This window comes from Shewanella sp. GD04112 (assembly GCF_029835735.1).
Classification (GTDB): Bacteria; Pseudomonadota; Gammaproteobacteria; order Enterobacterales; family Shewanellaceae; genus Shewanella.
Genome location: NZ_JAOEAL010000001.1, coordinates 1660957 through 1686493, shown reverse-complemented (window position 1 = coordinate 1686493; position 25537 = coordinate 1660957). Strand labels below are relative to the sequence as shown.

Below are 25537 nucleotides of genomic sequence, written 5' to 3'. Positions count from 1 at the left end.
CATGGGGCCTAATTCGCCCGCGTAGCCGCTAAATCGGCGCCCCGCAGCATGGCTTCCACCAGCTCATGGGCATCAAACTTTGTCAGCGCCTCATTTGCGCCAACTTGGTGGGCTTGGCTGACGCTGATCTCGCTCGAAAGTGAGGTATGCAGAATGATATAAGCTTTGGCGAGAAGAGGATTGTCACGCACTTCAAACGCCAGCTCATAACCATCGAGCCCAGGCATTTCAATATCGCTGACCAGAATATCGATAGGATGATGCTCGGCGGCGGCCTGCTCCATAATCGAGAGCGCCTCTTTACCGTCAGGGGTCACAAAATAAGGAATGTTAATGCTATCGAGCGCATCGGAAAGTTGTTTGCGCGCGACCTTAGAATCATCCACCAGCAAAATACGCATGGGTTTTAACTTCTCGCGCTGCACGTCAGTTAAAATGGCGCGATTGGCCTCGGGCGCATCGGGGAAGACCTTCGACAGCAACAACTCCACGTCGAGTAACTGCACCAGCTGATTATCGTAACGCGTTACTCCAGTTAAAAAGGCATTGCGGCCTAAATTGGCCGATGGCGCTTCAATATCGCGCCAATTACACTCGATGATCTTATCAATCGCACGCACCAAAAAGCCGATAATCATCCGCTGACAATCGGTAATGATGATATAGCAATGTTGGCGCTCTTCATCGCTGATGGGGCGATAACCAATCGCTGCCGCCATATCTACCACGGGAATGGTATGGCCGCGAATCTTTGCGGCGCCCATGATCGTCGGATGAGATTGAGGAATTTTACTCAGCGGAGTGTAAGGCACTAACTCACGGATTTTAAGCGTGCCCAGAGCAAAGACCTGTGTTTGCGATAACCGAAACAGTAATAGCCCCTGGGACTGACTTGCCTTGCTTTTCATAAACCTAAATTCTCATTAACTATTCTGTTTTTATCATAACGGTTCACAAAATGAGTTGCGATAGCTAAAACCGCTATTTAGTCACCTTAGCTTATAACTGTGACTCTATTGGCAATAGCCCGAGGAAATCGGCGACAAAGATACGCCAAAATCCGGCATCAGGCTCACTGTCGTAGCGCTGCTGCGCCCCATCGTCCCACCAGACGAGATCGCCATCATCCAAGGCGAGTCGATAGGTATTCGTCGCGAGCTTTTCCTCAATATTATGGCTGACATGGCCACTCAATTGCGGCTGAGTGATCAACAATCCAAGCTCGGTATTCACCGCCGCAGAACGGGGATCAAAGTTAAATGAGCCCACAAATATCTGATTATTATCAAATACAAACGATTTGGCGTGCAGGCTGCTTTTTGAGCTGCCATGCCAGCTGTGGGAGCGCTCACCCGCCTGAGCTTTCACTTCGTAGATTTCGACGCCCGCGGCCAACAAGGTTTTTCGATACTGCTTATATCCCGCATGCACCGCCAGCACATCGGTTGCCGCCAGACTATTAGTTATGACTCGAACCCGCTTACCCGACTGCGCCAAGAGTGTGAGCAAATCGGTTCCCGATTGCGTCGGCACAAAATAAGGCGAAATGATGAGTAACTCGGACTCCACCTGCGTCAGGTAAGGTAATAACTGGCTGAGCAACCAAGTGGATTTATCGCCCTGCTGCAATTTATCGGACGGGTCAACCAGCACTAAGGCTTTGCCCCAAAACCAAGTCATGCTATCGCTCTGCAAATTTGCCAATAATTGGCTTTCGGCTAAGCGCTTCACATATTCGCTGGATTTGGACTGTTCACGCTGTTCACTCACCCGCTGCGCCAGCGCCTCAAGCTCCGCCTGCGTGGGATTATGGTCACTTAAGACTTCAATCGGATGGGTCGTGTCGGCATTCCAATATCGGTCAAATTCATCGGATATCTTAGGCACTGCATCGCCCATGGCTAACAGGTCAAAATCGCCAAATTCGAGGTCACGATTTGCCGCAAAATACTCATCACCAATATTACGCCCACCGACAATGGTCATCACATTGTCCACTGTGAACGATTTATTGTGCATCCTGTGATTTAAGCGACTAAAACCAAACAACATGGCAAGGCCGCGGTAATTGCGCTCTGTGCTTGGGTTAAACAGCCGAATATTGATGTTAGGGTGGCGCGCGAGGGCAATTAGCTGCTCGCCCATGTCGGCACTGGTCATATCATCCAGCAATAAACGCACTCGCACCCCGCGATCCGCGGCATCCATTGACATCCTCCTCGCCGTAAACGACGAGGATTCCTACTGCGGTTAGGCGCGAACGCCGGACTCGCTTCGGTGGGTTCCTGCTGCTGGCGGCATTGTTGCACCACTCACTTCACAGGCTAATCGGGCGTGTCCCGCCCTTAATACATTGATCGCGCCGACGACATCGGCGTTTTCTTCAAAGCCACATTCCACACAGGCAAACCGAGCTTGCGTGGCGCGGTTATCCTTCGATATGTGACCACAGCACGGACACGTCCGGCTGGTGTTTTTCGGTGGAACGGCGATCAGGTGGCCGCCATTCCATGCCAGCTTGTAATCGAGCTGGCGACGGAACTCAAACCAGCCTTGATCAAGAATGGCTTTATTCAGGCCTGACTTCGCCCTAACATTCCTACCCTGTTGCTCGGCGGTTCCTGCCGCTGATTTTGACATGTTTTTGACCTGCAAATCTTCAATACAGACTATCGCGTGGTTTTTGCTAATGTCGTTTGATATTTTATGCAGGTAGTCACGGCGGCTGTTGCCGATATTGGAATGAATGCGCTGAACTTTGGCTTTGGCCTTTTTCCAGTTATTGCTGAATTTTACCTTGCGGCTCATGGCCTGCTGCGCCTTGCGCAAAGCGGTTTCGTGCCGTTTGAAACTGTTGAGCGGGGCGTAGAAACGGCCATCGGACAGGGTGGCAAAGCGGGCAATGCCCATGTCAATGCCGATGGCATCGCCCTGATGCACGGCAATTTCAACTTCCAGCTCGGTCTGGATCGATACATACCACTTACCACAAACCTGACTGACCGTGACGTTTTTAATCTCACCTTCCACCGTCCGACTGTTGCGGTAACGCAGCCAGCCGAGCTTGGGCAGGAAGAGTCGATTATTGCCTTGCTCCAGTTTCACCCCTTGTGGATAGCGAAAGCTATCTGACTGACCCTTCTTTTTGAAGCGCGGGAAGTCTGCTCGTTTGGCAAAGAAATTTTTGTACGCCCGATCTAAATCTTTCAGCGACTGTTGCAGCGTTTGAGAAGGTGAATCAGACAGCCATTTTGTTTCTGGCTCTGCTTTCCATTGTGGTAACAGATTATTCAGTTCAAAGGCCGATAGTTTCTTTTCACCCTGCTCATGTCGTTCTTTTTGCAACGCCAGCGCCTTGTTATAGACAAACCGACAAGCACCGGAGAAGCGGCGCATCTGGCGCTGCTGCTCTCCAGTGACAATCAGTTCGAATTTGTAGGCTTGCAGTCGTTGCATGGCTTGCTCATACTGTGTCAATACAACTCAATTATAGATTGGTCTATGGAAATTGAAAGCGATTTAAGGCATGGCAGGCATTGTGTTTTTAAAATGCACGTTCATTTGGTCTTTGTAACAAAATACCGACGAAATGTCTTTACCAAAGAAGTGCTGGATGATCTAAAAATCTTTTTTGAAAAGGTCTGTCTTGATTTTGAATCAGAGCTGGTTGAGTTCGACGGTGAAGACGACCATGTGCATTTGTTGGTGAATTACCCGCCGAAGGTGGCCGTGTCGAATCTGGTTAACAGTCTCAAAGGTGTATCCAGCCGGATGATCCGAAAAAAGAATTACCCTTCGATCAAAAAGAAACTCTGGGGAGGTGCGCTCTGGTCGCCCAGTTATTTTGCGGGGAGCTGTGGTGGTGCGCCAATTGAGATCATCCGGCAGTATATTGAGCAGCAACAAACTCCGGCGTAGCCCTCAGAACGGCTTCGCCGTTGCGCTATTCATCCTCGCCCTGAACGGCGAGGTTTTCCGCGCTATCCGATAAATATAATATTGCAGATCGATACTGCTGACGGCGGACTCAATCAGCAACAAGCGAGCGACGAAGGCATCGACCCCATCACCGAGGGGAAATACCCCAGTTTGCTCGGGATGCTGCGTCATGGCGGTTTTTACCGCCTGATACAGGGTGGAGTTTTCGGCTAAGGGATAGGCTGTTTCAATTGATTTTGCGGGTAATTCTGCCATTGAGCTACAACCGTTAATCAACAGGAGCAAAAGCCCCCAAAAGGGAAGCGAGAGACGAAATACCATTTGTTTGACGGGATAACTCTTGCGTTTTTGCCCCATCTTCTTGGCAAGATGCTGGGCGATTGTGTTGGCGAAGGTGGCGCCACAACTGCGCGATGATATCCCTAATATCGTCACTAAATGGTATTCCTTATTTTATGAATTCAGATGGTTAGTCCTGTAACGCATAGAGCACATCGAAGGCAAACTGGTCCCAACCTTCGGCAGTAAACGCAATATCGCGAATACTGCGTACTTGACTAACGGCATGCAAAGGCGCGGCGCCATTGACCATCAAGTAATAGGCCATAATAAGCCCAGTACGGTCTTTACCCGAGCGGCAATGGATTAGCACGGGCAAGTTATCGGCTTCACACTGCTGAATAAACGCCAGCGCACGCGGTAGCTGGGCAACACATATTGCAACATCCCCTTCCTGCGGCGGGACATTGCGGGAGAAAGGAATGCATTCATAACGCAATCCATGATGCTTAAAACTGCCCGGCTCACAGCCCTCTCCGCCATTCACGGATAACACGGCACGGATCCCAGAGTCCTTAAGCTCGGCTAAATCCCAAGGATCCTTATTGGGGCCACTTCGACCCGCTATCTTGCCTTCAACTAACCAAAATAGATGCTGCATACTGCTCCCACAAACCAGATGCGAAGGGACATGAGATGCACTAAGCATAACTCACGCCCAAGGAATTAAGACTTTTTACCCCAAAATTCAAGGTTCGCCGCGGGTAACTGTTTACGCTTTTTCTTGCCAGTGCCTTCGGGTTTAGCCTGCGGTTTTTCCTGCGCCAACACTTCCAGTGGCATCTCGGCATTCGCTTCAAATCCGGTGATTTGTTCACGTACCAGTTTGATTTTGTTTTTCTTTTCAATCACGCCGAAGTGATGATATTCCTCATGGGAAATCAAGGTCACCGCCAAACCCGCCTCTCCCGCGCGGCCGCTACGACCAATACGGTGCATATAATCGGCCGGGCTTCTTGGCAAATCGAAGTTAATCACCACAGGGAGTTTATCAATATCAATACCGCGGGCTGCGATATCAGTCGCAATCAATACACTGATTTCGCCACTTTTAAAGCCATCGAGTACCCGAGTACGCGCGCCTTGCGCCTTATCGCCATGGAAGACTTCGGCACTGATCCCACGTTTAGACAGCTTCTGTGCGAGGTGATTACAAGTATTTTTAGCGCTAACAAAAATAAGCGCCTGCGACCACTGATGCTGTTTAATCAAGTGTGCCAATAGCGCCGTTTTTTGTTCACGGTTGACTGTGATAACACGCTGTTCAATAGTGCTTTCTTGCTCACTTTGCAGATGATATTCAAGCGGTTGATGGAGTAATTTGGCCGTGAGTGCTCGGACTTCTTCAGGGAATGTAGCCGAAAACAATAAGGTTTGTTTCTTGGCGGGCAGCGCCTCAAGCACTTGATTTAATTCATCGGTAAACCCAAGGCATAACATGCGGTCAGCTTCATCCAGCACTAAGGCCGAGACGCGGTTTAACTTAAGCGCATTACTGGCTAATAAATCCAATAAACGGCCAGGCGTTGCCACCAGCACATCGGCCCCCGCGCGTAAGCTTTGCATTTGCAGATTGACAGACACGCCGCCGAACGCCGCGACTATCTTAAGTTGGCCATTGAAGTGAGAAGCATAGGATAAAAAGCTATCGGCAACTTGCTGCGCCAATTCGCGAGTTGGCACCAGTACCAAACAACGCACTTGGCCTGCCGACTTTTCCGCAGTTTTCGCCTCAAACAGGCGCTGCAATAACGGCACGGCAAAGGCGGCCGTTTTGCCTGAGCCCGTATTCGCCCCCGCTAATACGTCCCGTCCACTGAGCACGGCCGGAATAGTGGCCGCTTGTATGGGCGTAGGGGCCGCATAGGTCAGCTCAGAGAGTCGATTACACAGGGGCGCAATAATGCCAAGTTCGGCAAAGCTGGCAACGGAGGAAGAAGCTTGGGTCATAAAAAATTACATGGCTCATCAATAACAAATATGACCGCTATTCTAACGTAAAATGCGCTCCCTTGCTTGTCGATTCCAGCATTAACAGCTGTTGTTTCATCGTAAGTCCATAGGCATAACCGGTTAATTGGCCATTTTTACCAATGATACGGTGACAGGGCACAATAATCGCGATGGGATTGGCACCATTGGCGGCACCCACCGCCCTGACGGCTTTGGGCCTGTCGATGCGCTGGGCGATATCGCCATAACTGTAACTCTGCCCATAACCGACCTGCACCAGCGCCTGCCACACCTGCTGCTGAAATTCGGTTCCCTTAGGCGCTAAGCTTAAGTGGAACTCAGTTAGCTCACCGCGAAAATATTTCTGAAGCTGCGCCTTTGCCTGCTCAATATGGCTTTTGGCCCGCGCGAGTTCGACATCAGTTGCAACCTTTAGCGGGATCTCCGTTCGGCTCGACCCTACGACCGTTAAGTGGCTTAATCCGTAGGCATTGGCATTGAGTTGTAGTACGCCGACAGGGGTACTTAAGGTATCGACAGCGCAGGGCTGATAATCTTTGGCCGTTGGCGCGCTAATCAATTGGGAGAAATTCGGGCTCATAATGGGTCTCGTAAACGGCTTTAGTACAGTGTTTTCGTACTGTGTTTCAAATAGTAATAGTGGCTCTCATATGGAGCCTAGGTATTGGATACATAACGAGTGGCCAGAAATACCTTATGCATTGGACCACAGCTGAAAGGTTAAATAACTCCCCCAAGGGGCGATATCCGCACTCACCCGCTGTGCAAGCACCGTATAATCCAGCTGTTTTACCGCTTCAATATCCAAGCCTTTTTGCTCGGCAACACTGGCTACCAATTGTTTTTTAACAATTAAATCCGTGTGCAAGAAGATATTCGGATCGCCAAGTCCACGTAATTTGGCGTAGGCAATGGTCCAAGGGCCTATGCCTTTTACCCCAATCCACTCATCGACTGAGGCTTCGGGCTGCTCACAGATAAAGGCTGCAAGCGCATTGAGCGCCAGTTTGCGCGCGCCGGGCATTTTAAGCTCATCGAGACTCGCTTCACGAATCGCCTGCGGTGTGGGGAACAGGCGATATTCCCGCCCGTTTAAACTAAAGCGCTCGCCATAGGCTTCGACCAATATATTCAGTAATTTAGTCGCCTGCACTACGCTCACCTGCTGACCTAAGACCGCTCGACAACCCGCCTCAAATACCGCGCCAGCGCCAGGGATCCTAAGCCCGGATTTGCTACTGAGTTTTAGATCGGTCAAGTGCGCTAGGTTGTGTTCAATCAGCTGCATATCGGCATCGAGATCTAAAATGCGCCGCACTTGGGTGATGAGCTTTTGTAGGCCCGATATGGGCGAGTCGGGCGTTAACGTCAGCGTGATTTTAAAGCGATGCAAAGGCGCCTCATGGACGATATGTACCACAGCGCGGATATCCTCAATTTGCAGAGTACGGCCATACTCAAGTGGTATATTTGGGTCAATCGCCCCATGGGAGTGAGGGTTTGCATTATCGCTAAACCATTCCATGCCTTCGACGGCGCGCAGGCGATAAAAGGCTAATTGCGCCGCCCAATCGAGTGGCGGTCGATAATACTGATACAGACTCAAGCTGTGCGCTGGCATCTCCTGCGAACAAGCGAGTTCGGCACTCTCCCCGTCGTCTATTTTAATAGTCGATTTCTGACTGGATTTTCGCAACTGGGTGGGCGTTAATTGCAGCGCCTGCTGAAATGCCTCGTTAAAACGGCGAATACTGTTAAAGCCTGCGGCAAGGGCGACCTGAGTGATGGGCAACTGCGTCTGATGCAACAACTGCTTTGCGAACAATAACTGACGATAGAGGGCAAATTGTTTAGGTGAAGTGCCAAATCCTGCGGTAAATAATTTATTTAAATAACGGCTGCTGATCCCCAATTTGTCCGCCAAGGCCTCGACCGTTAATCCGTGCTCACCAGATAAGGCGCCAGCTTCAATCAAACCTATGGCTCTGTCTAGGGTTGTGTTAGTGCCTTTCCACGGATTAGAGCCAGGAGCACTGTCGGGGCGGCAACGTAGACAAGGCCTGAGTCCCGCCTGTGCAGCTTTAATGGCCGAGTCAAAATAACGCACATTTTCTTCCTTCGGCGCTACTGCTGGGCACACTGTTCGGCAATAAATCCCCGTACTTAACACGCCCACAAAGAACTTACCGTCAAAACGTGGATCGCGGCTCATGCGCGCTTCACGGCAAATCCCGGCGGATATTTGGCAATCCTGCGCGTCGCTTGATGTCGGCTCGGATGGCGGTTGTGGGGCTGAATTTTGGCTCACGCTTGTCTGCTTCATTTGGCTATCCGACACTCTTATTCACAATTTTGTACTTGTCGGTTACTGTACGTCACCCTATGCTAGCACACTCGCGGAAAACGGAACTGGATCATCGCGTGCTTTTAAAGTGCAAGATCCTATATGCTAGACACCTCGACGTTTTCCCCATCCACTTTTCTCAATAAAATAGAGTCAATTCATGTTTAAACGATTTGAATCTTGGGTTGAAGCCCTGCCCGATGGCGAACCAACCAAGCCGCCCACGGGGGTATATGCGTTTTGCCGCCATTACACTAAGGGCTATGAATTACCGCTTATATTAATGTCAGTGCTGACGGCATTAATCGCCATGCTCGAAGTCTCGCTCTTTGGCTTTATGGGGCAATTAGTCGATTGGTTAGTGAAAAAAAGCCCTGAGACGCTCTTTCAAGATGAAGGCTCGACGCTGTTATTAATGGGGCTGATGGTCCTAGTGGTGATGCCATTATTAGTGCTATTTCATGCGCTGATCATGCATCAAACCTTGCTGGGTAATTATCCCATGTCGATTCGTTGGCTTGCGCATCGCTATCTGCTCAAGCAAAGCGTGTCCTTCTATCAAAATGATTTTGCCGGCCGCATTGCCACTAAAGTGATGCAAACTTCCCTTGCGGTCCGTGAAACCGTAATGAAACTGCTCGATGTGCTGGTGTACATTTTAGTGTATTTCACCTCCATGCTGGTGATGGTGGCCAGTGCCGATGTTCGTCTGGTGATCCCCATGCTGATCTGGCTGGCGCTCTATATCGGTTTACAGTGGTATTTTGTGCCTAGGCTGAAAACAGTTTCGACTGAACAGGCCGATGCGCGCTCGACGATGACAGGACGCATTGTCGACAGTTACACCAATATCACCACGGTGAAACTCTTCGCCCATACGGATAAAGAAGCCGAGTATGCCAAGGCGAGTATGCGCAGTTTCCTCGACACTGTGTACCGCCAGATGCGCCTTGTCACGGGGATCAGTGTTAGTGTGCAAGTGATTAACTATATGCTCGCCTTCAGTATTGCCGCTGTGTCTATCCTGCTCTGGAGTGACAATGCCATCTCCGTTGGAGCGATTGCGATTGCCGTGAGTTTAGCGCTGCGTCTCAATGGCATGTCGCAATGGATCATGTGGGAAATCAGTTCGTTATTTGAAAATATCGGCACAGTAACCGATGGGATGAATACCCTTTCCAAGACAACACTTATCCAAGATTCGCCCAATGCCAACACTTTAGTGGTTGAGCAAGGACGTATCGATTTTAATCAGGTGAGTTTCCATTACGGCGAAGAAACTGGTGTTATTGAAGATCTGAACCTCAATATCAAAGCGGGCGAAAAGGTCGGTCTCGTTGGCCGCTCGGGCGCGGGTAAGTCCACGCTAGTGAACCTGTTGATGCGTTTTTACGATGTTGAGAAAGGCCAAATTTGTATCGATGGTCAAGATATTAAAGCGGTCAAGCAGGACTCACTGCGTTCACAGATTGGTATGGTGACCCAAGATACGTCTCTACTGCATCGCACTATTCGGGAGAATATTCTTTACGGTAATCCTGATGCGAGCGAAACCCAGCTCGAGCATGCAATAAAACAGGCTCAGGCCCATGATTTTATTAATGAACTGACCGATCCTAATGGCAACCATGGCTTAGATGCACAAGTGGGTGAACGTGGGGTTAAGCTCTCCGGCGGACAGAGACAACGTATCGCTATTGCTCGGGTACTTTTGAAAAATGCGCCGATTTTACTGCTCGATGAGGCGACTTCTGCCTTGGACTCCGAAGTGGAAGCTGCGATTCAGGAAAGCTTGTATGAACTAATGCAAGGAAAGACTGTGATCGCAATTGCCCATAGATTGTCCACTATCGCGGCGATGGACAGATTAATCGTGCTCGATCAAGGTCGTATCGTCGAGCAAGGCACCCATCAAGAGTTGATTGCTGCTGGCGGTATCTATGCCCAGCTTTGGGCGCATCAAACTGGTGGCTTCCTCGGGATTGAGTAGCTTTGCGTTTCTTAAGCGCACCACCTTTCACTTTGATTTGAAAAATCATTGAGTTTAGATGTAAAAGGCGATCTAGAGTCGCCTTTTTATTTGGCTTTATTATTAGTCTTATTGTTTGCGCTTGCTTTATTGGCTGGCTGGTACAGGCACACAGAGTTTGTTGCCAGCACTTATCCTCAACAATATCCGCATCCTCAAAATATCCACAAATTGGGCTTTAAGTATGGTGCTCAGCTTAGAGCGCACGTGGTTTACTCTCATGTCGCTACTGCGATTTGATAAGAGGTAAATACAGCAAAAAGTACAGTACCAACACCCCTACTACCCCCAAGACAAATAAACTGATACGGGCTCAATAGAATTGGCTTATGGCTTATGGCTCATGGCTTATGGCTTATGGCTTATGGCTTATGGCTTATGGCTTATGGCAGGATAACGAATTTTAGATACAAAAAAACCACCTAAAGGTGGCTTATTGTTCTCAACTAACATTAGCGATTAATCTTAGTTGAGGTGGTATCCCCTAGGGGATTCGAACCCCTGTTACCGCCGTGAAAGGGCGGTGTCCTAGGCCTCTAGACGAAGGGGACACAAGGACTGATTTTTAGTCTCATCACTGAGGTCTTGCTGTTATCTCACAAATCACTCGCTAGTCATTTGTGATGGCACCCTATCTTTAAGGGATAGAGTGGTATCCCCTAGGGGATTCGAACCCCTGTTACCGCCGTGAAAGGGCGGTGTCCTAGGCCTCTAGACGAAGGGGACACAAGGACTTATGTTTTTCCTCATAACTGAGGTCTTGTTAGTTATCTCACAAATCACTCGCTAGTCATTTGTGATAGCACCCTATCTTTAATGGATAGGATGGTATCCCCTAGGGGATTCGAACCCCTGTTACCGCCGTGAAAGGGCGGTGTCCTAGGCCTCTAGACGAAGGGGACACAAGGACTTATGTTTTTCCTCATAACTGAGGTCTTGCTAGTTATCTCACAAATCACTCGCTAGTCATTTGTGAGAGCACCCTATCTTTAAGGGATAGAGTGGTATCCCCTAGGGGATTCGAACCCCTGTTACCGCCGTGAAAGGGCGGTGTCCTAGGCCTCTAGACGAAGGGGACACAAGGACTGATGTTTAGCCTCATCACTGAGGTCTTGCTAGTTATCTCACAAATCACTCGTTAGTCATTTGTGATAGCACCCTATCTTTAAGGGATAGAGTGGTATCCCCTAGGGGATTCGAACCCCTGTTACCGCCGTGAAAGGGCGGTGTCCTAGGCCTCTAGACGAAGGGGACACAAGGACTGATGTTTAGCCTCATCACTGAGGTCTTGCTAGTTATCTCACAAATCACTCGTTAGTCATTTGTGATAGCACCCTATCTTTAAGGGATAGAGTGGTATCCCCTAGGGGATTCGAACCCCTGTTACCGCCGTGAAAGGGCGGTGTCCTAGGCCTCTAGACGAAGGGGACACAAGGACATATTAATTTGAAAACTATTAATGACTAACAGTGCTCTCGCTTAATACGGCGAATTTGGTGGAGCTAGACGGGATCGAACCGTCGACCTCTTGCATGCCATGCAAGCGCTCTCCCAGCTGAGCTATAGCCCCAAATTCTTTCGACATACTGATATTCAGTATATATCGCAGAAACTGGATTTGTTCTTACCAAACGACTCGTTAGTCATTTGCTAGGAACCCTATGTGATAAACATAGTGGTATCCCCTAGGGGATTCGAACCCCTGTTACCGCCGTGAAAGGGCGGTGTCCTAGGCCTCTAGACGAAGGGGACACAAGGACATATTAATTTGACTCGCATTATTACTAACGCTCATCTCGCTTAATATCGGCGGTAAGTTTGGTGGAGCTAGACGGGATCGAACCGTCGACCTCTTGCATGCCATGCAAGCGCTCTCCCAGCTGAGCTATAGCCCCAAACTTATCAAGCTGTATTTAAGTGCACTACAAGCATTCGCTCGTGTGTCTCAACTACGGGGCGCATTCTATGCAGCGCACCTAAATGTGTCAACTCGTTTTTTAGGAATTTATTCTATCTGCTACAAATTCAATCGCTTTGGATATTCTTTGCTCAGAACGCGCCTTTCCTATTAAGAATAAGGTGATATCTAAGCCAGGAGACTGCCCTGCACCTGTCACAGCGACACGTAATGGCATACCGACTTTACCCATTCCGACTTCTAATTCGGTCGCGGTGGCTTCAATCGCTTGGTGGATAGCTTCAACAGTCCATTCAGTTAATGCTGCCAGTTTTTGTTGCACTAATTGCAATGGCTCAAGCGCGACACCACGTAAGTGCTTTTTCGCTTGCTCGGCATCAAACTCTGCGAAGTCTTCATAGAAGTAGCGGCTAGAAGCGGCTAACTCTTTTAAGGTCTTAGCGCGTTCAGCCAGAGCCGTCACTACCGCAGATAACGCAGGGCCATTTGAGGTATCGATCTTTTGATCGTCCATATGCCATTGTAAGTGCGACGCTACATATTCAGGATCGAGTGTCTTAATATAGTGTTGGTTTAACCAAACCAGTTTTTCGGTATTAAAGGCAGAAGGCGCTTTGTTGATGTCGTCTAATTTAAAGAGCTGCTTCATTTCTTCTAAAGAGAACACTTCTTGATCGCCATGTGACCAACCTAAGCGAACTAAGTAGTTAAGCAGTGCTTCAGGCAGATAACCATCATCACGGTATTGCATTACGCTTACCGCACCATGGCGCTTAGATAACTTGGCACCGTCATCCCCTAAAATCATCGACACGTGGGCATATTCAGGAATAGGTGCGCCTAATGCTTTAAGGATGTTGATTTGACGTGGGGTGTTGTTGATATGGTCTTCACCACGCACCACACAAGTGATCCCCATATCCCAATCGTCGACAACCACACAGAAGTTATAAGTAGGAACGCCATCGGTACGCGCAATGATCAGATCATCTAATGCATCGTTTGAGAATTCGATACGACCACGAACATGGTCATCAAACACCACTGAACCGCCGATGGGATTTTTGAAACGCACAACAAAAGGCTCGTCAGTGTCACGCGCTGGCAAGTCACGGCAGCAACCATCGTACTTTTGTGCTTCGCCATTTGCCGCTTGTGCTTCTCTTAATGCATCGATACGTTCACGCGAGCAATAACATTTATAAGCAGTGCCCTGCTCTAACATCTGCGCGATGATTTCGTTATAACGATCAAAACGCTTAGTTTGATAGTACGGGCCCTCGTCCCACGTCAAACCTAACCAGTTCATGCCCTCTAAAATGGCATCACAGGCAGCCTGAGTTGAACGTTCAATATCCGTATCTTCGATACGTAAAACAAACTCACCATTATTGGCACGAGCTTGTAACCAAGAATAAAGAGCTGTACGGGCACCGCCCACGTGCAAAAAGCCTGTTGGGCTTGGGGCAAAACGCGTCTTAGTTGTCATAATGGGACACTAACCTATATAAAGTCGTCTAGATAAAGACAATCACGGTAAAAAGTGGGCTTATTCTAGCAGCCTAAGTCTGCGCTGCAAATGGCACTGAGTGTAGGTATTGCAGATCCCCTCAAAGTATCAGCCCAAAGGTGAGCACTTTAGATTACTCTGCTAAAGAGTAGAACCCAGCAATAAATATCCGAAAACAAACACTCGAAAACCCAAGCCATGTCATCGAAACTAAATAAAGGACGCATCTCTATTTAGAAACATGCCATCAATCAAGATTTCGCAAAATAGATGAAGAGAATGGCGCAGCGCCCTCCTCCCTTTATCGTTCAAGCCGTATAGACAACACTCTTTAGCCTAAAAAAGCCGCAAACCCTCAAAAAAGAACGCTTAACGATGCAATTGGCTGACTTATTGGCAAGGTGAGTGCAAAAACCTGAAAAGAAAATACCGACGGAATTGTCCAATAAAGTAACACTTTGAATGATGACGTGATTAACATTAAGTCAATCCGAGCAAAAATAGCGCGACCAATGCTTTTTTCATTAAAAAGCGTTGACACTCGATCGAACCTCCCTATAATACGGCTCCACACAGCAGAGGTCGCTTAGCTCAGCTGGGAGAGCACCTCCCTTACAAGGAGGGGGTCACTGGTTCGATCCCAGTAGCGACCACCATGTGATAAATGCAAATTTAATCATGGTATACAAGTTGTTATATGCCCGGGTCGCTTAGCTCAGCCGGGAGAGCACCTCCCTTACAAGGAGGGGGTCACTGGTTCGATCCCAGTAGCGACCACCATATACTTCTCATTCACTGTGTCGTCATTCTCCGGTCGCTTAGCTCAGCCGGGAGAGCACCTCCCTTACAAGGAGGGGGTCACTGGTTCGATCCCAGTAGCGACCACCATATTTTTAGAATGACATTAAAATTTGTATTGAAAGAATTCCGGTCGCTTAGCTCAGCCGGGAGAGCACCTCCCTTACAAGGAGGGGGTCACTGGTTCGATCCCAGTAGCGACCACCATATTCTTCAGTACAGATTTACCCCGGGTCGCTTAGCTCAGCCGGGAGAGCACCTCCCTTACAAGGAGGGGGTCACTGGTTCGATCCCAGTAGCGACCACCATATTCCCCCAAAAACTTTACCCCTAGCTCAACTCAACTATGCTTGATCTTAATCAGCATCTGCTTAACTGAGTCTGTTACCCAGTATTCAATCCGATTAAACGCTGCTGATTGTTGCCTTAGGCATATTCGGAGATCAGCACTATGGCCAGCGTCAGTCAATCTGCATCCCTCACCAATATTGCAGCGTATTTAAAACATACCCATGCCTGCGATGAACAAACCGCGCTGAGGGAAGCCCGTGAAGTTATGCACAATCTCGTCAGCATGCGCCAATAAGGCTTTATTACTGGCTGGTACTTCGATGAACGCGGGCATTTGGAGTTACTTCCGAGTGATGAAATCCTTAAGCGAATTGGCGAAGATCATGGCTGACTCCCGCATTGCTTCCTCTTCGCCATCTCAGCTATCCCCTGCTTCACAGTCATTTTTCAGCCAGCTTTTGATCTAAAAGCAACTTATTTTGCTCAGTTAATCATCAAGCTAAAAACCTCTGCTAATACCCCACAAAATGCAGTTTGGGTGGATTTCCACCCATAGCTAAAATCAACGTGAGCGAGATCTCACCCACAAAACTAAAAGTGTGACAAACATCAAATGAACTACACTTTATTAACCAAACACTTACAGAGTGCATCGTAAGTTGGCGTGGTATTTGCCTTTATTAAGACAGACCTCAGGGAAATCAAGGCTGTATTCCTACTCACACTTGGTAACAAACTAACCAAGGCTGAGGACAAATCCTAACAACAGAAAAAGGAACTCAAAAATGACATTGAATCAACAAATGGGTATCACACGTCCATTAAAAACCGTAGCTAAGATGCTGGCACTGGCCTCAGTGTTCGCGACCAGCTTTAACGTGTTTGCGGCGCCCGTTGAAATCAAGTTCTCCCACGTGGTTGCAGAAAATACGCCAAAGGGTCAAATGGCGTTGAAGTTTAAAGAACTCGTTGAGCAACGTTTACCTGGTGAATATACGGTCAGTGTATTCCCTAACTCACAGTTATTTGGGGATAACAACGAGTTAGCGGCACTGCTGTTAAACGATGTGCAATTTGTCGCGCCTTCTCTCTCAAAATTTGAACGTTATACCAAACGCCTACAGGTTTTCGACCTGCCATTCCTGTTTAATGACATGGATGCAGTAAACCGTTTCCAACAGGGTGAAGCCGGTCAAGCACTGCTGAACTCTATGAGCCGCAAAGGTATTGTGGGTTTAGGTTATCTGCACAATGGTATGAAGCAGTTTTCTGCGAACACACCACTGAAACAGCCTTCAGATGCTAAGGGCTTAAAATTCCGTGTAATGGCATCTGACGTATTAGCCGCCCAGTTTGATGCTGTGGGCGCTATCCCTGTGAAGAAACCATTCTCTGAAGTGTTCACCCTGCTGCAAACCCGTGCGATCGACGGTCAAGAAAACACTTGGTCTAACACTTACTCACAAAAATTCTACGAAGTTCAAAGCCAAATCACCGAAAGTAACCACGGCGTGCTGGACTACATGGTCGTGACCTCTGATGCCTTCTGGAAGAGCTTACCAGCGGATAAACGTAAAGTGATCAAAGAAGCCTTAGATGAATCTATCGCCTTAGGTAACAAGATCGCCGCTGAAAAAGATAACGAAGACAAGCAATTAATCCTTGATTCTAAACGTTCGCAACTGGTGACCTTAACACCGGATGAGCGTCAAAAATGGATTGATGTAATGAAACCTGTTTGGGCGAAATTTGAAGACCAAGTAGGTAAAGATGTGATTGAAGCCGCTGTTGCTGCAAATAAACAATAATGAAATAAACCGCTTAACCTCTATTTGGGGTTAAGCGGTATTTGAGCGAGGGGAGTACAGCTGTGATATCGCGAATTTTTGGTTACTTTGAAGAAGGGGTGCTCAACCTCTTAATCACCTTAATGACACTCTTAGTGTTCACAGAGGTAGTGGCGCGGTTTTTCTTCAATACCGGTTTTTTATGGATCCAAGAACTGACCTTAACCCTTTGTGGTTGGTTTGTGCTTTTTGGTATGTCCTATGGGGTGAAAGTCGGTGCTCACATCGGTGTTGATGCGTTTGTAAAAAATCTGCCCCCTAAGGCTAAAAAGATCACTTCCCTAGTGACGGCATTGATTTGCTTAGCTTATTGCGGACTATTTTTAAAAGGTAGCTGGGAATATCTGTCACAGATGTACCAAATCGGCGTACCGATGGAAGATATTCACTTTCCTAAGTTCCTGTTAAACAGCTTAGATCCCGACTTTGCTTGGAACACCTTAAAGATTGATGTCGAAGACGGCGCTGTGCCCATTTGGTTATCCCAAAGCATTCTATTAATTGGTTTTAGCATGTTGACTTGGCGTTTCTTAGAACTGTTTATCGCCATCCTACGCAACCAAGTTTCTGGATTCCAATTTGCCGATGAAGCGAAAGAAAGCATGCATTTAATTGACGAAGGTGCTCAGCACGCACAACAAGAAACAGACAATAAGGAAGCGAAGTAATGGCCATTGCGACCCTCTTTACTGCCCTACTCGTCTGTATGTTTTTAGGTATGCCTATCGCGATTGCGTTAGGTTTCTCGAGCATGCTGACGATTTTATTCTTCTCCAACGACTCCCTCGCCTCAGTGGCGTTAAAACTTTATGAGTCATCGTCAGAGCACTATACCCTGCTGGCGATCCCCTTCTTTATTCTGTCCTCAGCCTTTCTGTCAACCGGTGGGGTGGCACGACGGATCATCGACTTTGCGATGGACAGTATCGGCCATATCCGTGGCGGTTTAGCCATGGCCTCTGTGATGGCCTGTATGTTGTTTGCCGCGGTATCGGGTTCATCTCCAGCAACTGTGGCCGCCATCGGTTCCATTGTTATCGTCGGTATGGTGAAAGCAGGTTACCCCGAAAAGTTTGCCGCCGGTGTGATTACCACTTCTGGCACCTTAGGGATTTTGATCCCCCCTTCAATCGTGATGCTAGTGTATGCGGCGGCGACGGAAGTCTCGGCTGCCAGAATGTTTATGGCGGGCTTAATCCCAGGTTTGATGATGGGTTTCCTGCTGATGATAGTGATTTATATCGTCGCCCGTTTTAAAAATCTGCCATCACGCCCCTTCCCTGGCTTTAAACAACTGGGGATTTCCAGTGCTAAAGCCTTAGGTGGTCTGGCGCTGATCATTATCGTGTTAGGTTCAATCTATGGCGGTGTAGCCAGTCCAACCGAAGCCTCTGCCGTAGCCTGTATGTATGCCTATTTCATTGCGGTATTTGGTTATCGCGATATTGGCCCATTGAAAAATGTCGCATGGCGTAACCCTAATGAGCCGATCCCCAGCGCCATTGTCCGTAACTTAGGCCATATGGCGCTCGGACTGATTAAAACCCCAATCGACAAAGAAATCCGCCATGTGGTGCGCGACGGGGCAAAGGTCAGCATCATGTTGCTGTTTATCATTGCCAACGCCATGCTATTCGCCCACGTGCTGACTACTGAGCGTATTCCCCATATCATTGCCGAACATATTGTGGGCATGGGCTTACCTGCGTGGGGCTTCTTAATCATTGTCAACTTACTGCTGTTAGCGGCGGGTAACTTTATGGAGCCATCGGCCATCGTGCTGATTATGGCGCCAATCTTGTTCCCGATTGCCACCCACTTAGGTATCGACCCTATCCACTTAGGCATCATCATGGTGGTGAACATGGAGATTGGTATGCTGACACCGCCGGTGGGGCTTAACCTCTTCGTGACGGCGGGGATCACAGGCCGCAGTATCGGCTGGGTGATCCAATCAGTACTACCTTGGTTAGCACTGATGTTGGCCTTCTTGGCGCTTATCACCTACGTGCCACAAATCTCCCTGTTCTTGCCAGAATTTCTGGATAAGCTCAACGGATATTAATCTCAAGGAATAAGGATTATTCCTTGATTCTAGATAGTTTTTAAGCGAGCCTACTCAGGCTCGCTTTGTTTTATTCAGTGTGGACAGGATTACCTGCTATGTTGCCCATGACGCCCAAGGCCAAACAACGTCTTTTAATGACCATAGTGCTACTTGCGGGCTTATTTGCCATCTTAAAATTGACCTACTGGGTGCACTTTCATCAGGGCAAAATTGAAATACAACAACAATCCGAGCGACAACTCAAAGAGCTGGTTAGCTTCTTAGATGGCGCCCTGTCGCGTTACGAGAGTATCCCCCACGTACTTTCAACTAACCCTATGCTCGCTAATGTGCTCAACGATCAACAAAACCCCAAGAAGGTGCAAGAGCTCAACCTGTACTTGGAAGAAATTCAGCATGTCACTGAGGCATCCGATATCTATCTTATCGACGCCCTAGGCATTGCGATTGCCGCCAGCAACTGGCAGCAGAGTTTTTCGTTTATCGGCAAAGACTACTCCTTCAGACCCTATTACACCGACGCGATTTCGGGCAATTTAGGCCGCTACTATGCGGTGGGCACCAGTTCGGATAAACGTGGTTTTTACTTCTCTTACCCTATTTATCAGCAAGGCGCCAAAGGCATTCTGGGCGCCATTATTGTAAAAGTGGATATCGCCGATATCGAGCAGCAAAGCACCAGCATTGCGATGGCGGGGCAATATCAATTCCTCATCAGCGACCCCGACGATATCGTATTTATCTCCAGTGTCGATGAATGGCGCTTAGCCTCACTCACGCCGCTAACTCAGGCCAAACAATATGCCTTAAATGCCTCAAAACGTTACGCGGAGCGGCCGATTGGCGAATTACTGATAAAGCCACAATATCAAGAAGATAGTCTGAGTAATGGCCATATCTATCAAATTCGCTCCGGCAACAGTCAGGCGCAATATATGGACACCCATCATTTGATGACCAAGGCGGGTTGGCGGGTGCATATTCTGGCGCCGATGAAACCCCTGCTCGAATCCATGCCCGCACTTATGCTGTTATCGGCCTCTATCTACTTACTGCTCGCCTTAGGCTTACTCTTTAGTAGCGAGCGGCGCCGCAACTTGCAACGTATGCAACTCGCCCAGAGTTTACTGGAGCAAAGAGTGGAAGAGCGCACCCAAGATCTGCAACAGGCCAATGATCGCCTCAAAGATACTCAGGATGAACTCATTCAAGCGGCTAAGTTGACCGTGATAGGTAGCCTATCCGCCAGTATCAACCATGAACTGAATCAACCCTTAGCCGCCCTTCGCAGCTATGCGCAAAATACCCAGACCTTCCTCGCCCGCAATATGCCGGATAAAGCCTCTGATAACCTTAAAATTATCATCGAACTGACCGACCGGTTAGCCGATATTGTCGGCCAATTTAAGAGTTTTACCCGTAAGAGCCAAGGCACGGATAGCGCGACCGATCTCAAGGGCTGTATCAAGCAAGCCCTGACCATAGTCCAGCCCGAAATCGACAAGCAAGGGGTTGAGCTCGATGTGCTGTTGCCAGAAGGCCAATATCAGGTTTGGGGTGATAAAGTGCGATTGCAGCAAGTGTTTGTGAATATTATGAGCAACGCGATTGTCGCCATGCAGCAATCTTCAAAACGGACACTGAGTATTAGGGTAAACTGTGCGGACAAGTTCTGTATCAGTATTCAGGACTCAGGCCCCGGGGTGCGCGAGAGCCAGATGGAGAAGATTTTCGAGCCCTATTTCACCACCAGCGAGCGTACAGGGCTTGGTCTGGGTTTATCCATTTCCCAGCGCATTATCGAGTCTATGCAGGGGCAAATTAATGTTGCCAATGCCGAGGACGGCGGCGCCATTTTCCATATTATTTTACCGATTTATTTAGCCGAGGAACGTCAGTCATCATGAGTCTGCCCAATTCAATTCAAGACTATAGCGTACTGATCATCGACGATGAGCCCCATATTGGCACAGTGCTCGTACAGCTTTTTGAGCTTGAAGGCATTAAAGCCTTCGCCACTACCGATCCCAAAGGGATTGCCAAATTACTCGACAGGGACTGGGCGGGCGTGGTGATTTCCGATGTGAATATGCCGCAACTCGATGGCATCAGCCTGATGCAACAAATTCGTCAACAGGACCCCGATTTACCCGTGGTGCTGCTCACAGGCTTTGGCGATATCGCCATGGCCGTCAATGCCTTAAAACAAGGTGCCTACGATTTTCTCGAAAAACCCTTTAACAACGAACACATGTTAGATGTGGTGAAACGCGCCTTAGATAAACGCAGTCTCACCCTAGAGAACCGTAAATTAAAGAAAGAGTTAGAAAGCCATAACGTGCCCGGGCCAAGAATATTAGGCCACAGTGTCGGCATTTTGCGCATGCGTCATATCATAGACCAAGTAATCGATACCCCCGCCGATGTGCTTATCGAAGGTGAAACGGGTACGGGTAAGGAATTGGTCGCCCGCTATCTACACGACCACAGCAGTCGCAATCAGGCCAACTTTGTCGCCATTAACTGCGGCGCGATTCCCGAAAACTTGATTGAGAGCGAACTCTTTGGCGCCGAAGCCGGAGCCTTTACCGGTGTCGATAAACTGCGTATCGGTAAGTTTGAGTATGCCAACGGCGGCACACTCTTTTTAGATGAAATCGAAAGCACGCCACTGTCGTTACAGGTCAAACTGCTGCGGGTGCTCGAAGATCGCAAGGTCGAGCGCTTAGGCTCCAATAAGAGCATTCATTTGGATATTCGAGTGATTGCCGCCACTAAGGTGGATTTAAAGTCCCTGTGCGACACCGGAGAGTTTCGCCAAGACTTGCTCTATCGCTTAAATCTGGTGACAGTGCCGATTCCACCACTCAGGGATCGCCGCGAAGATATTCCCTTATTATTCTTACATTTTGCCCGTATGGCTTCTGCACGTTACCACAAGGCGCTGATTGCCCTCAATGCCGAGCAGAATGCTATCCTCACCTCCCACGACTGGCCGGGTAATGTGCGTGAGCTGCGAAATCTGGCCGAACGTTATGTATTACTCGGTGGTGAAGCGGCCTTCGCCGGCAGCTTAGGTAATGCACCGAGCCTGCATACCAGTATGTCGCTGCTGCAACGGGTCGAGTTTTTTGAGCGGGTATTGATAGAAGAGGCCTTAAGCCATAACAAGGGCAGCATTAAGCAGACCATGGAACAACTCGAACTGCCGCGTAAAACCTTATACGACAAGATGCGTAAGTACGATTTAGACCGCAAACAATATATCAACGCTGACGAGTAATACTGTCGGTGCCAATAAAAACCCCGCAAACCGATTCACGGCTGCGGGGTTTGCTTTATCTAAGGAACCTCAAGCTAGCATTTCAATGCTGATGTATCAAAAACGCATATCGCAAAAGTGAGTCATTACTCATCCCGCACACACATGCCCTTCGAAGATTTCACATAAGGCGCGAGAATTGGCATCATGCCTTTCATCACTTGTAATGGCAGAGCCGAAGTAAAACTAAAATCGTCCGACTTACTGCCCGGCACAAACGCTGTTAAGGTGCCGAAGTAGTTATCGCCTAAGTAGAACACAAAAGTCGCGGTACGGTTCATCGCAGTGGTAGCCACTTTGCGGCCCTGCTGCATCTGAGTCACGATACGGTTATCACCCGTCCCCGTTTTACCACCAATTGCCAGCATCTCACCGTTGTCGTCGGTAAAGATGCCCTTAAGACGTCGTGCAGTACCGTTTTGAACGACGTTTGCCAGCGCCGCCTTTAAGGCTTGGGCGACTTCATGGCGCATCACTCGTTCACCTTGAGTATTTTGGTTTTCGAGCCGAACTTCATAGGGGGTTTCCTCGGCAAAGTGCAGTTGATTAATCCGCACCGTCGGTAAACGATAACCATCGTTTTGAATAATCCCCATCAATTCCGCCAGCGCCGCGGGTCTGTCACCCGAACTGCCAAGTGCCGAGCCTAAAGAAGGCACCATAGATTCAAATGGATAGCCTAAACGCGCCCAACGTTGATGAATGTCGAGGAAGGCTTCCACCTCCAGCATTACCTGTACCCGCACATCCCGCGCGTTTTTATGGCGCGTTCTGAACAACCAACGATAAACCTCTTGGCGCTCATATTTACTGGCCTCCTTCACATCGTTGAGATTAGCCTCAGGGTGTTGATTCAAGTAATCGAGCACCCATAGCTCGAGTGGATGCACCCGCGCAATATAACCTTGGTCAGGCAGATTATATTTTTCAGGGCCGTACTTGTTATACAGCTCTTTGATGCGCTTATCTGTGTAATTGTTTTGCGGCAAACGCTGCTGCAAGAAGGCCTTAAACGAGGCCACAGACTCATTAGGCTGCAAATAACGGTAAGCCGCAGTGAGCTGCTGCTCCGCTTGGGTTTGGCCATCGAAGAACAGCTCTAAACGCTCATTGGGCGCCACTTTCTTATATTTACGGTAGAACTTATTGACGAAGGTATTGCCTTCGCGGTCCGCAAACACCCGCAAATACTCCTCACGGCGTGGATCCTTATCGTTGCGCAGCAGACGCGCCATATTGCCTTCGTTTTGCATACTACTGCTGTAGTTGACTATGTCACGCATCAAACGAACGAAGGGTAAGTTGATGGAGTTTTGCAACGCCTCGTACATGGTCGGCACTTTAAAATCTTCTGATTTTTTAAAGTTATTAAACACATGTAAACCGCCACCCGTGAAGAATTGCTCATTCGGTGAGGCTGAGTATTCCCGTTGCAACGCCGCATCCAGCATGCGGTCGAGGCGTCTATCCGGATTCACAATCAAGTAATCAATCGCCCAGCGCGTGAGATGGTCGCGGGGTTCAATCTCAATCGACTCCAACTCAATGCCGTGTTTCTTCGAGTATTTGTCGTGGATCTCGGCAATGATCTCAAGGTAAGTTGCGAGCACCCTGAGTTTGGCCGTCGAGCCCAGCTCTAACTTACTGCCCTCGTTAATATCGAAGGGTTGGTCAGTACTGTCGGTTTGCACCCGCACACGGTTCGCCGTCTCGGTTTTTTCATAGAGGGTAAAACTGTAGAGCACGTTTTGCAGTTGGCTGGGTTCGAGTAATCGCTCACCTAAGAGGCCTACCTTCTCGGCCGTAGCGGCCTGCCCAAGACTGCGTAAGTAATGACTCACCTGTTGTTGTAAGTCGCTGTGCAAGCTGCTGTTGACGGTCAAATCGAGGCGGTCCAAATCATACAGGCCGACATTTAACATGCCCGCAGTACGAATGCGTATCGTATTAACGCCCTTATCCGCTCCCGACTGGGTATTACGTTGGGCTTTAGCCACCTTAAACTGCAGTTTTTGAGCAAGCGCTGCGTCTCTAAGTTGGCGGTCAATCAAATAGTATTGGCCGAGTAAACGAATATGGCTGTCGACCAGATTTTCTAAATCCTCATGTCCCTGTAACAAATAATAGGAAGGACGGCGCTGGGCAATCATCAAGGCCACCACTTGACGGAACACTTGGCCACGCTTAGCGGCATTGGCTTTGATTTGCGGCGAAGCAAGCAGTTTATTGGCGGTATCGAAATCGGTACCAAACCACGCCCACAGGCCATCGCCTATGCCATGTACTTCACCGTGGTTAGGCGCTGAGGATAAAGGCACAGTATTTAAATAATCTTGAATAATCCGCTTACGGGCAGGCTCAGTAATTTCCCCCTGCTGATAAACCCGCACTGTGGCCGAGCCAATTTGCAGCAGCTTATCCTTAATGCTTAAGGTTAACCCTTGGGAGGAATGGCGAAACTTCTCAATTTGCGTCGCCAGTGTACTGCCACCGGCGGTAGAAACATTCATCCCCACCATTTCAGCGATTTGACTCATCCCCGCCACAATAAAGCGTGGCCAGTCGATCACCGGATTAAGTTTAGGCTCAGTCGTCCACAGCTCGCGGTTTTCAATAAATAACAAGGTATTGACGATTTCATTGGGGATTTTATCGTCATCTTGGTACACACGTTTAGGATAAGCAAACTCATAGAGATCGGTATTGCGACAATCCAGCAGCGCTAACCCCGATTGCGCCTTCTCATGGTAAGGCGGGAAAAAGCCCATTTGGGCGTATTCCTGTAGCGCAGGGGAAAACTCCACTTGCTGCGTCACTTGGAAATTACGCTGAAGCAATCTATCGATGTACTGGGGCAACTTACTGTAGCCGTGACGTTCATCGAAGGGTCCGTAACTTGGATAGATAATTGACTGAGTGGGCTGATTTTTCAGCTCATAGGTCAAGGTCTGCGCATATTGATGAACATACTTAGACTGGAAATAAGAGGTTTTAACCTCTTGGCCAATTAAAATCGCCACACAGATAATCAGAATAAAAAACAGGAACCAGACACGCCCCTTAGATCTCGGCTTGCGCTGACGCTTAGCCTTAGGTTCGGGTTGTGGCGGACGAGGACGATAATTTTCGAATTGCATTTCTTGCGTAGAATTAGGCAA

17 protein-coding genes, 14 tRNA genes and 1 pseudogene are annotated in these 25537 nt (G+C 48.7%); 13 read left to right on the top strand and 19 right to left on the bottom strand.

The annotated features are described in order from the left end of the window. Positions 1-8: 8 nt before the first annotated feature. The 3 genes from N7386_RS07645 to N7386_RS07635 form a co-directional block, all read right to left on the bottom strand. On the bottom strand, positions 9-908 hold the full coding sequence (locus N7386_RS07645) for a chemotaxis protein CheV (protein ID WP_088213161.1): 900 nt from the start codon (positions 906-908) through the stop codon (positions 9-11). A gap of 91 nt (positions 909-999) precedes the next feature. Continuing rightward, entirely contained in the window at positions 1000-2208 is a 1209-nt protein-coding gene (locus N7386_RS07640; protein ID WP_279767802.1) for a phospholipase D family protein, read from the bottom strand. Positions 2209-2250: 42 nt separating this feature from the next. Continuing rightward, the gene (locus N7386_RS07635) at positions 2251-3456 is read right to left on the bottom strand and encodes a transposase (protein ID WP_279767801.1); all 1206 of its coding nucleotides are present in this window, start codon (positions 3454-3456) and stop codon (positions 2251-2253) included. Between the two features lie 45 nt (positions 3457-3501). Between N7386_RS07635 and tnpA the strand changes: the two genes are divergently transcribed. Beyond that, positions 3502-3918 (top strand): IS200/IS605 family transposase, encoded by a 417-nt coding sequence (gene tnpA, locus N7386_RS07630; protein WP_037426855.1) that lies wholly within the window; start codon positions 3502-3504, stop codon positions 3916-3918. 3 nt (positions 3919-3921) lie between these two features. On the opposite strand, the gene N7386_RS07625 is transcribed toward tnpA, so the two are convergent. The 5 genes from N7386_RS07625 to N7386_RS07605 all read right to left on the bottom strand — a co-directional run bounded on the left by N7386_RS07625 (position 3922) and on the right by N7386_RS07605 (position 8575). Further along, on the bottom strand, positions 3922-4374 hold the full coding sequence (locus N7386_RS07625) for a hypothetical protein (protein ID WP_254803567.1): 453 nt from the start codon (positions 4372-4374) through the stop codon (positions 3922-3924). A gap of 34 nt (positions 4375-4408) precedes the next feature. After that, positions 4409-4879 (bottom strand): dual specificity protein phosphatase family protein, encoded by a 471-nt coding sequence (locus tag N7386_RS07620; protein ID WP_086904846.1) that lies wholly within the window; start codon positions 4877-4879, stop codon positions 4409-4411. Positions 4880-4944: 65 nt separating this feature from the next. Further along, the gene (locus N7386_RS07615; RefSeq protein ID WP_279767797.1) at positions 4945-6228 is read right to left on the bottom strand and encodes a DEAD/DEAH box helicase; all 1284 of its coding nucleotides are present in this window, start codon (positions 6226-6228) and stop codon (positions 4945-4947) included. Between the two features lie 37 nt (positions 6229-6265). Further along, entirely contained in the window at positions 6266-6832 is a 567-nt protein-coding gene (locus N7386_RS07610) for a methylated-DNA--[protein]-cysteine S-methyltransferase (RefSeq protein ID WP_086904848.1), read from the bottom strand. A 114-nt stretch (positions 6833-6946) separates the two neighbouring features. Next, positions 6947-8575 (bottom strand): AlkA N-terminal domain-containing protein, encoded by a 1629-nt coding sequence (locus N7386_RS07605; RefSeq protein ID WP_086904849.1) that lies wholly within the window; start codon positions 8573-8575, stop codon positions 6947-6949. 181 nt (positions 8576-8756) lie between these two features. Between N7386_RS07605 and N7386_RS07600 the strand changes: the two genes are divergently transcribed. Further along, a complete protein-coding gene (locus tag N7386_RS07600) occupies positions 8757-10586 on the top strand; it encodes an ABC transporter ATP-binding protein (RefSeq protein ID WP_086904850.1) in 1830 nt (609 codons plus the stop codon). A gap of 514 nt (positions 10587-11100) precedes the next feature. Here the strand turns inward: N7386_RS07600 and N7386_RS07595 are convergent. From N7386_RS07595 to gltX, 10 genes are all read right to left on the bottom strand, one after another. Next, positions 11101-11176 (bottom strand) — tRNA-Glu (locus N7386_RS07595). Between the two features lie 99 nt (positions 11177-11275). Beyond that, positions 11276-11351 (bottom strand) — tRNA-Glu (locus N7386_RS07590). Between the two features lie 100 nt (positions 11352-11451). Beyond that, a tRNA-Glu gene (locus N7386_RS07585) sits at positions 11452-11527 on the bottom strand. A gap of 100 nt (positions 11528-11627) precedes the next feature. Continuing rightward, positions 11628-11703 (bottom strand) — tRNA-Glu (locus N7386_RS07580). A 100-nt stretch (positions 11704-11803) separates the two neighbouring features. After that, positions 11804-11879: transfer RNA gene (locus N7386_RS07575), tRNA-Glu, on the bottom strand. Positions 11880-11979: 100 nt separating this feature from the next. Further along, a tRNA-Glu gene (locus N7386_RS07570) sits at positions 11980-12055 on the bottom strand. A 64-nt stretch (positions 12056-12119) separates the two neighbouring features. Further along, positions 12120-12195, bottom strand: a tRNA-Ala gene (locus tag N7386_RS07565). A gap of 106 nt (positions 12196-12301) precedes the next feature. Continuing rightward, a tRNA-Glu gene (locus tag N7386_RS07560) sits at positions 12302-12377 on the bottom strand. A 67-nt stretch (positions 12378-12444) separates the two neighbouring features. Continuing rightward, positions 12445-12520, bottom strand: a tRNA-Ala gene (locus N7386_RS07555). Between the two features lie 102 nt (positions 12521-12622). Continuing rightward, a complete protein-coding gene (gene gltX / locus N7386_RS07550) occupies positions 12623-14032 on the bottom strand; it encodes a glutamate--tRNA ligase (protein ID WP_011625747.1) in 1410 nt (469 codons plus the stop codon). A gap of 601 nt (positions 14033-14633) precedes the next feature. On the opposite strand from gltX, the gene N7386_RS07545 reads away from it, so the two are divergent. The 11 genes and pseudogenes from N7386_RS07545 (at position 14634) to N7386_RS07495 (ending at position 22340) form a co-directional block, all read left to right on the top strand. Continuing rightward, positions 14634-14709: transfer RNA gene (locus N7386_RS07545), tRNA-Val, on the top strand. Positions 14710-14757: 48 nt separating this feature from the next. Then, a tRNA-Val gene (locus tag N7386_RS07540) sits at positions 14758-14833 on the top strand. A gap of 32 nt (positions 14834-14865) precedes the next feature. Then, positions 14866-14941 (top strand) — tRNA-Val (locus N7386_RS07535). 41 nt (positions 14942-14982) lie between these two features. Continuing rightward, a tRNA-Val gene (locus N7386_RS07530) sits at positions 14983-15058 on the top strand. Between the two features lie 25 nt (positions 15059-15083). Continuing rightward, a tRNA-Val gene (locus N7386_RS07525) sits at positions 15084-15159 on the top strand. A gap of 143 nt (positions 15160-15302) precedes the next feature. Then, positions 15303-15533, top strand: a pseudogene (locus N7386_RS07520) (hypothetical protein). Between the two features lie 394 nt (positions 15534-15927). Next, positions 15928-16950 (top strand): TRAP transporter substrate-binding protein, encoded by a 1023-nt coding sequence (locus N7386_RS07515; protein WP_011716484.1) that lies wholly within the window; start codon positions 15928-15930, stop codon positions 16948-16950. Between the two features lie 62 nt (positions 16951-17012). After that, complete coding sequence (locus tag N7386_RS07510; protein WP_086904586.1) at positions 17013-17657, top strand: TRAP transporter small permease; 645 nt, start codon at positions 17013-17015, stop codon at positions 17655-17657. Further along, complete coding sequence (locus N7386_RS07505; RefSeq protein WP_011716482.1) at positions 17657-19054, top strand: TRAP transporter large permease subunit; 1398 nt, start codon at positions 17657-17659, stop codon at positions 19052-19054. The genes N7386_RS07510 and N7386_RS07505 overlap by 1 nt, the downstream gene beginning before the upstream one ends. A 98-nt stretch (positions 19055-19152) precedes the next feature. Further along, positions 19153-20964, top strand: coding sequence for an ATP-binding protein (locus tag N7386_RS07500; protein ID WP_011716481.1), 1812 nt, complete (start codon positions 19153-19155; stop codon positions 20962-20964). Beyond that, positions 20961-22340: a sigma-54 dependent transcriptional regulator gene (locus N7386_RS07495; RefSeq protein WP_011716480.1), complete on the top strand. Its 1380-nt coding sequence runs from the start codon at positions 20961-20963 to the stop codon at positions 22338-22340. Before N7386_RS07500 ends, N7386_RS07495 begins: the two co-directional genes overlap by 4 nt. 125 nt (positions 22341-22465) lie before the next feature. Here N7386_RS07495 and N7386_RS07490 read toward each other — a convergent pair whose 3' ends face one another. Beyond that, entirely contained in the window at positions 22466-25537 is a 3072-nt protein-coding gene (locus N7386_RS07490; RefSeq protein ID WP_011716479.1) for a transglycosylase domain-containing protein, read from the bottom strand.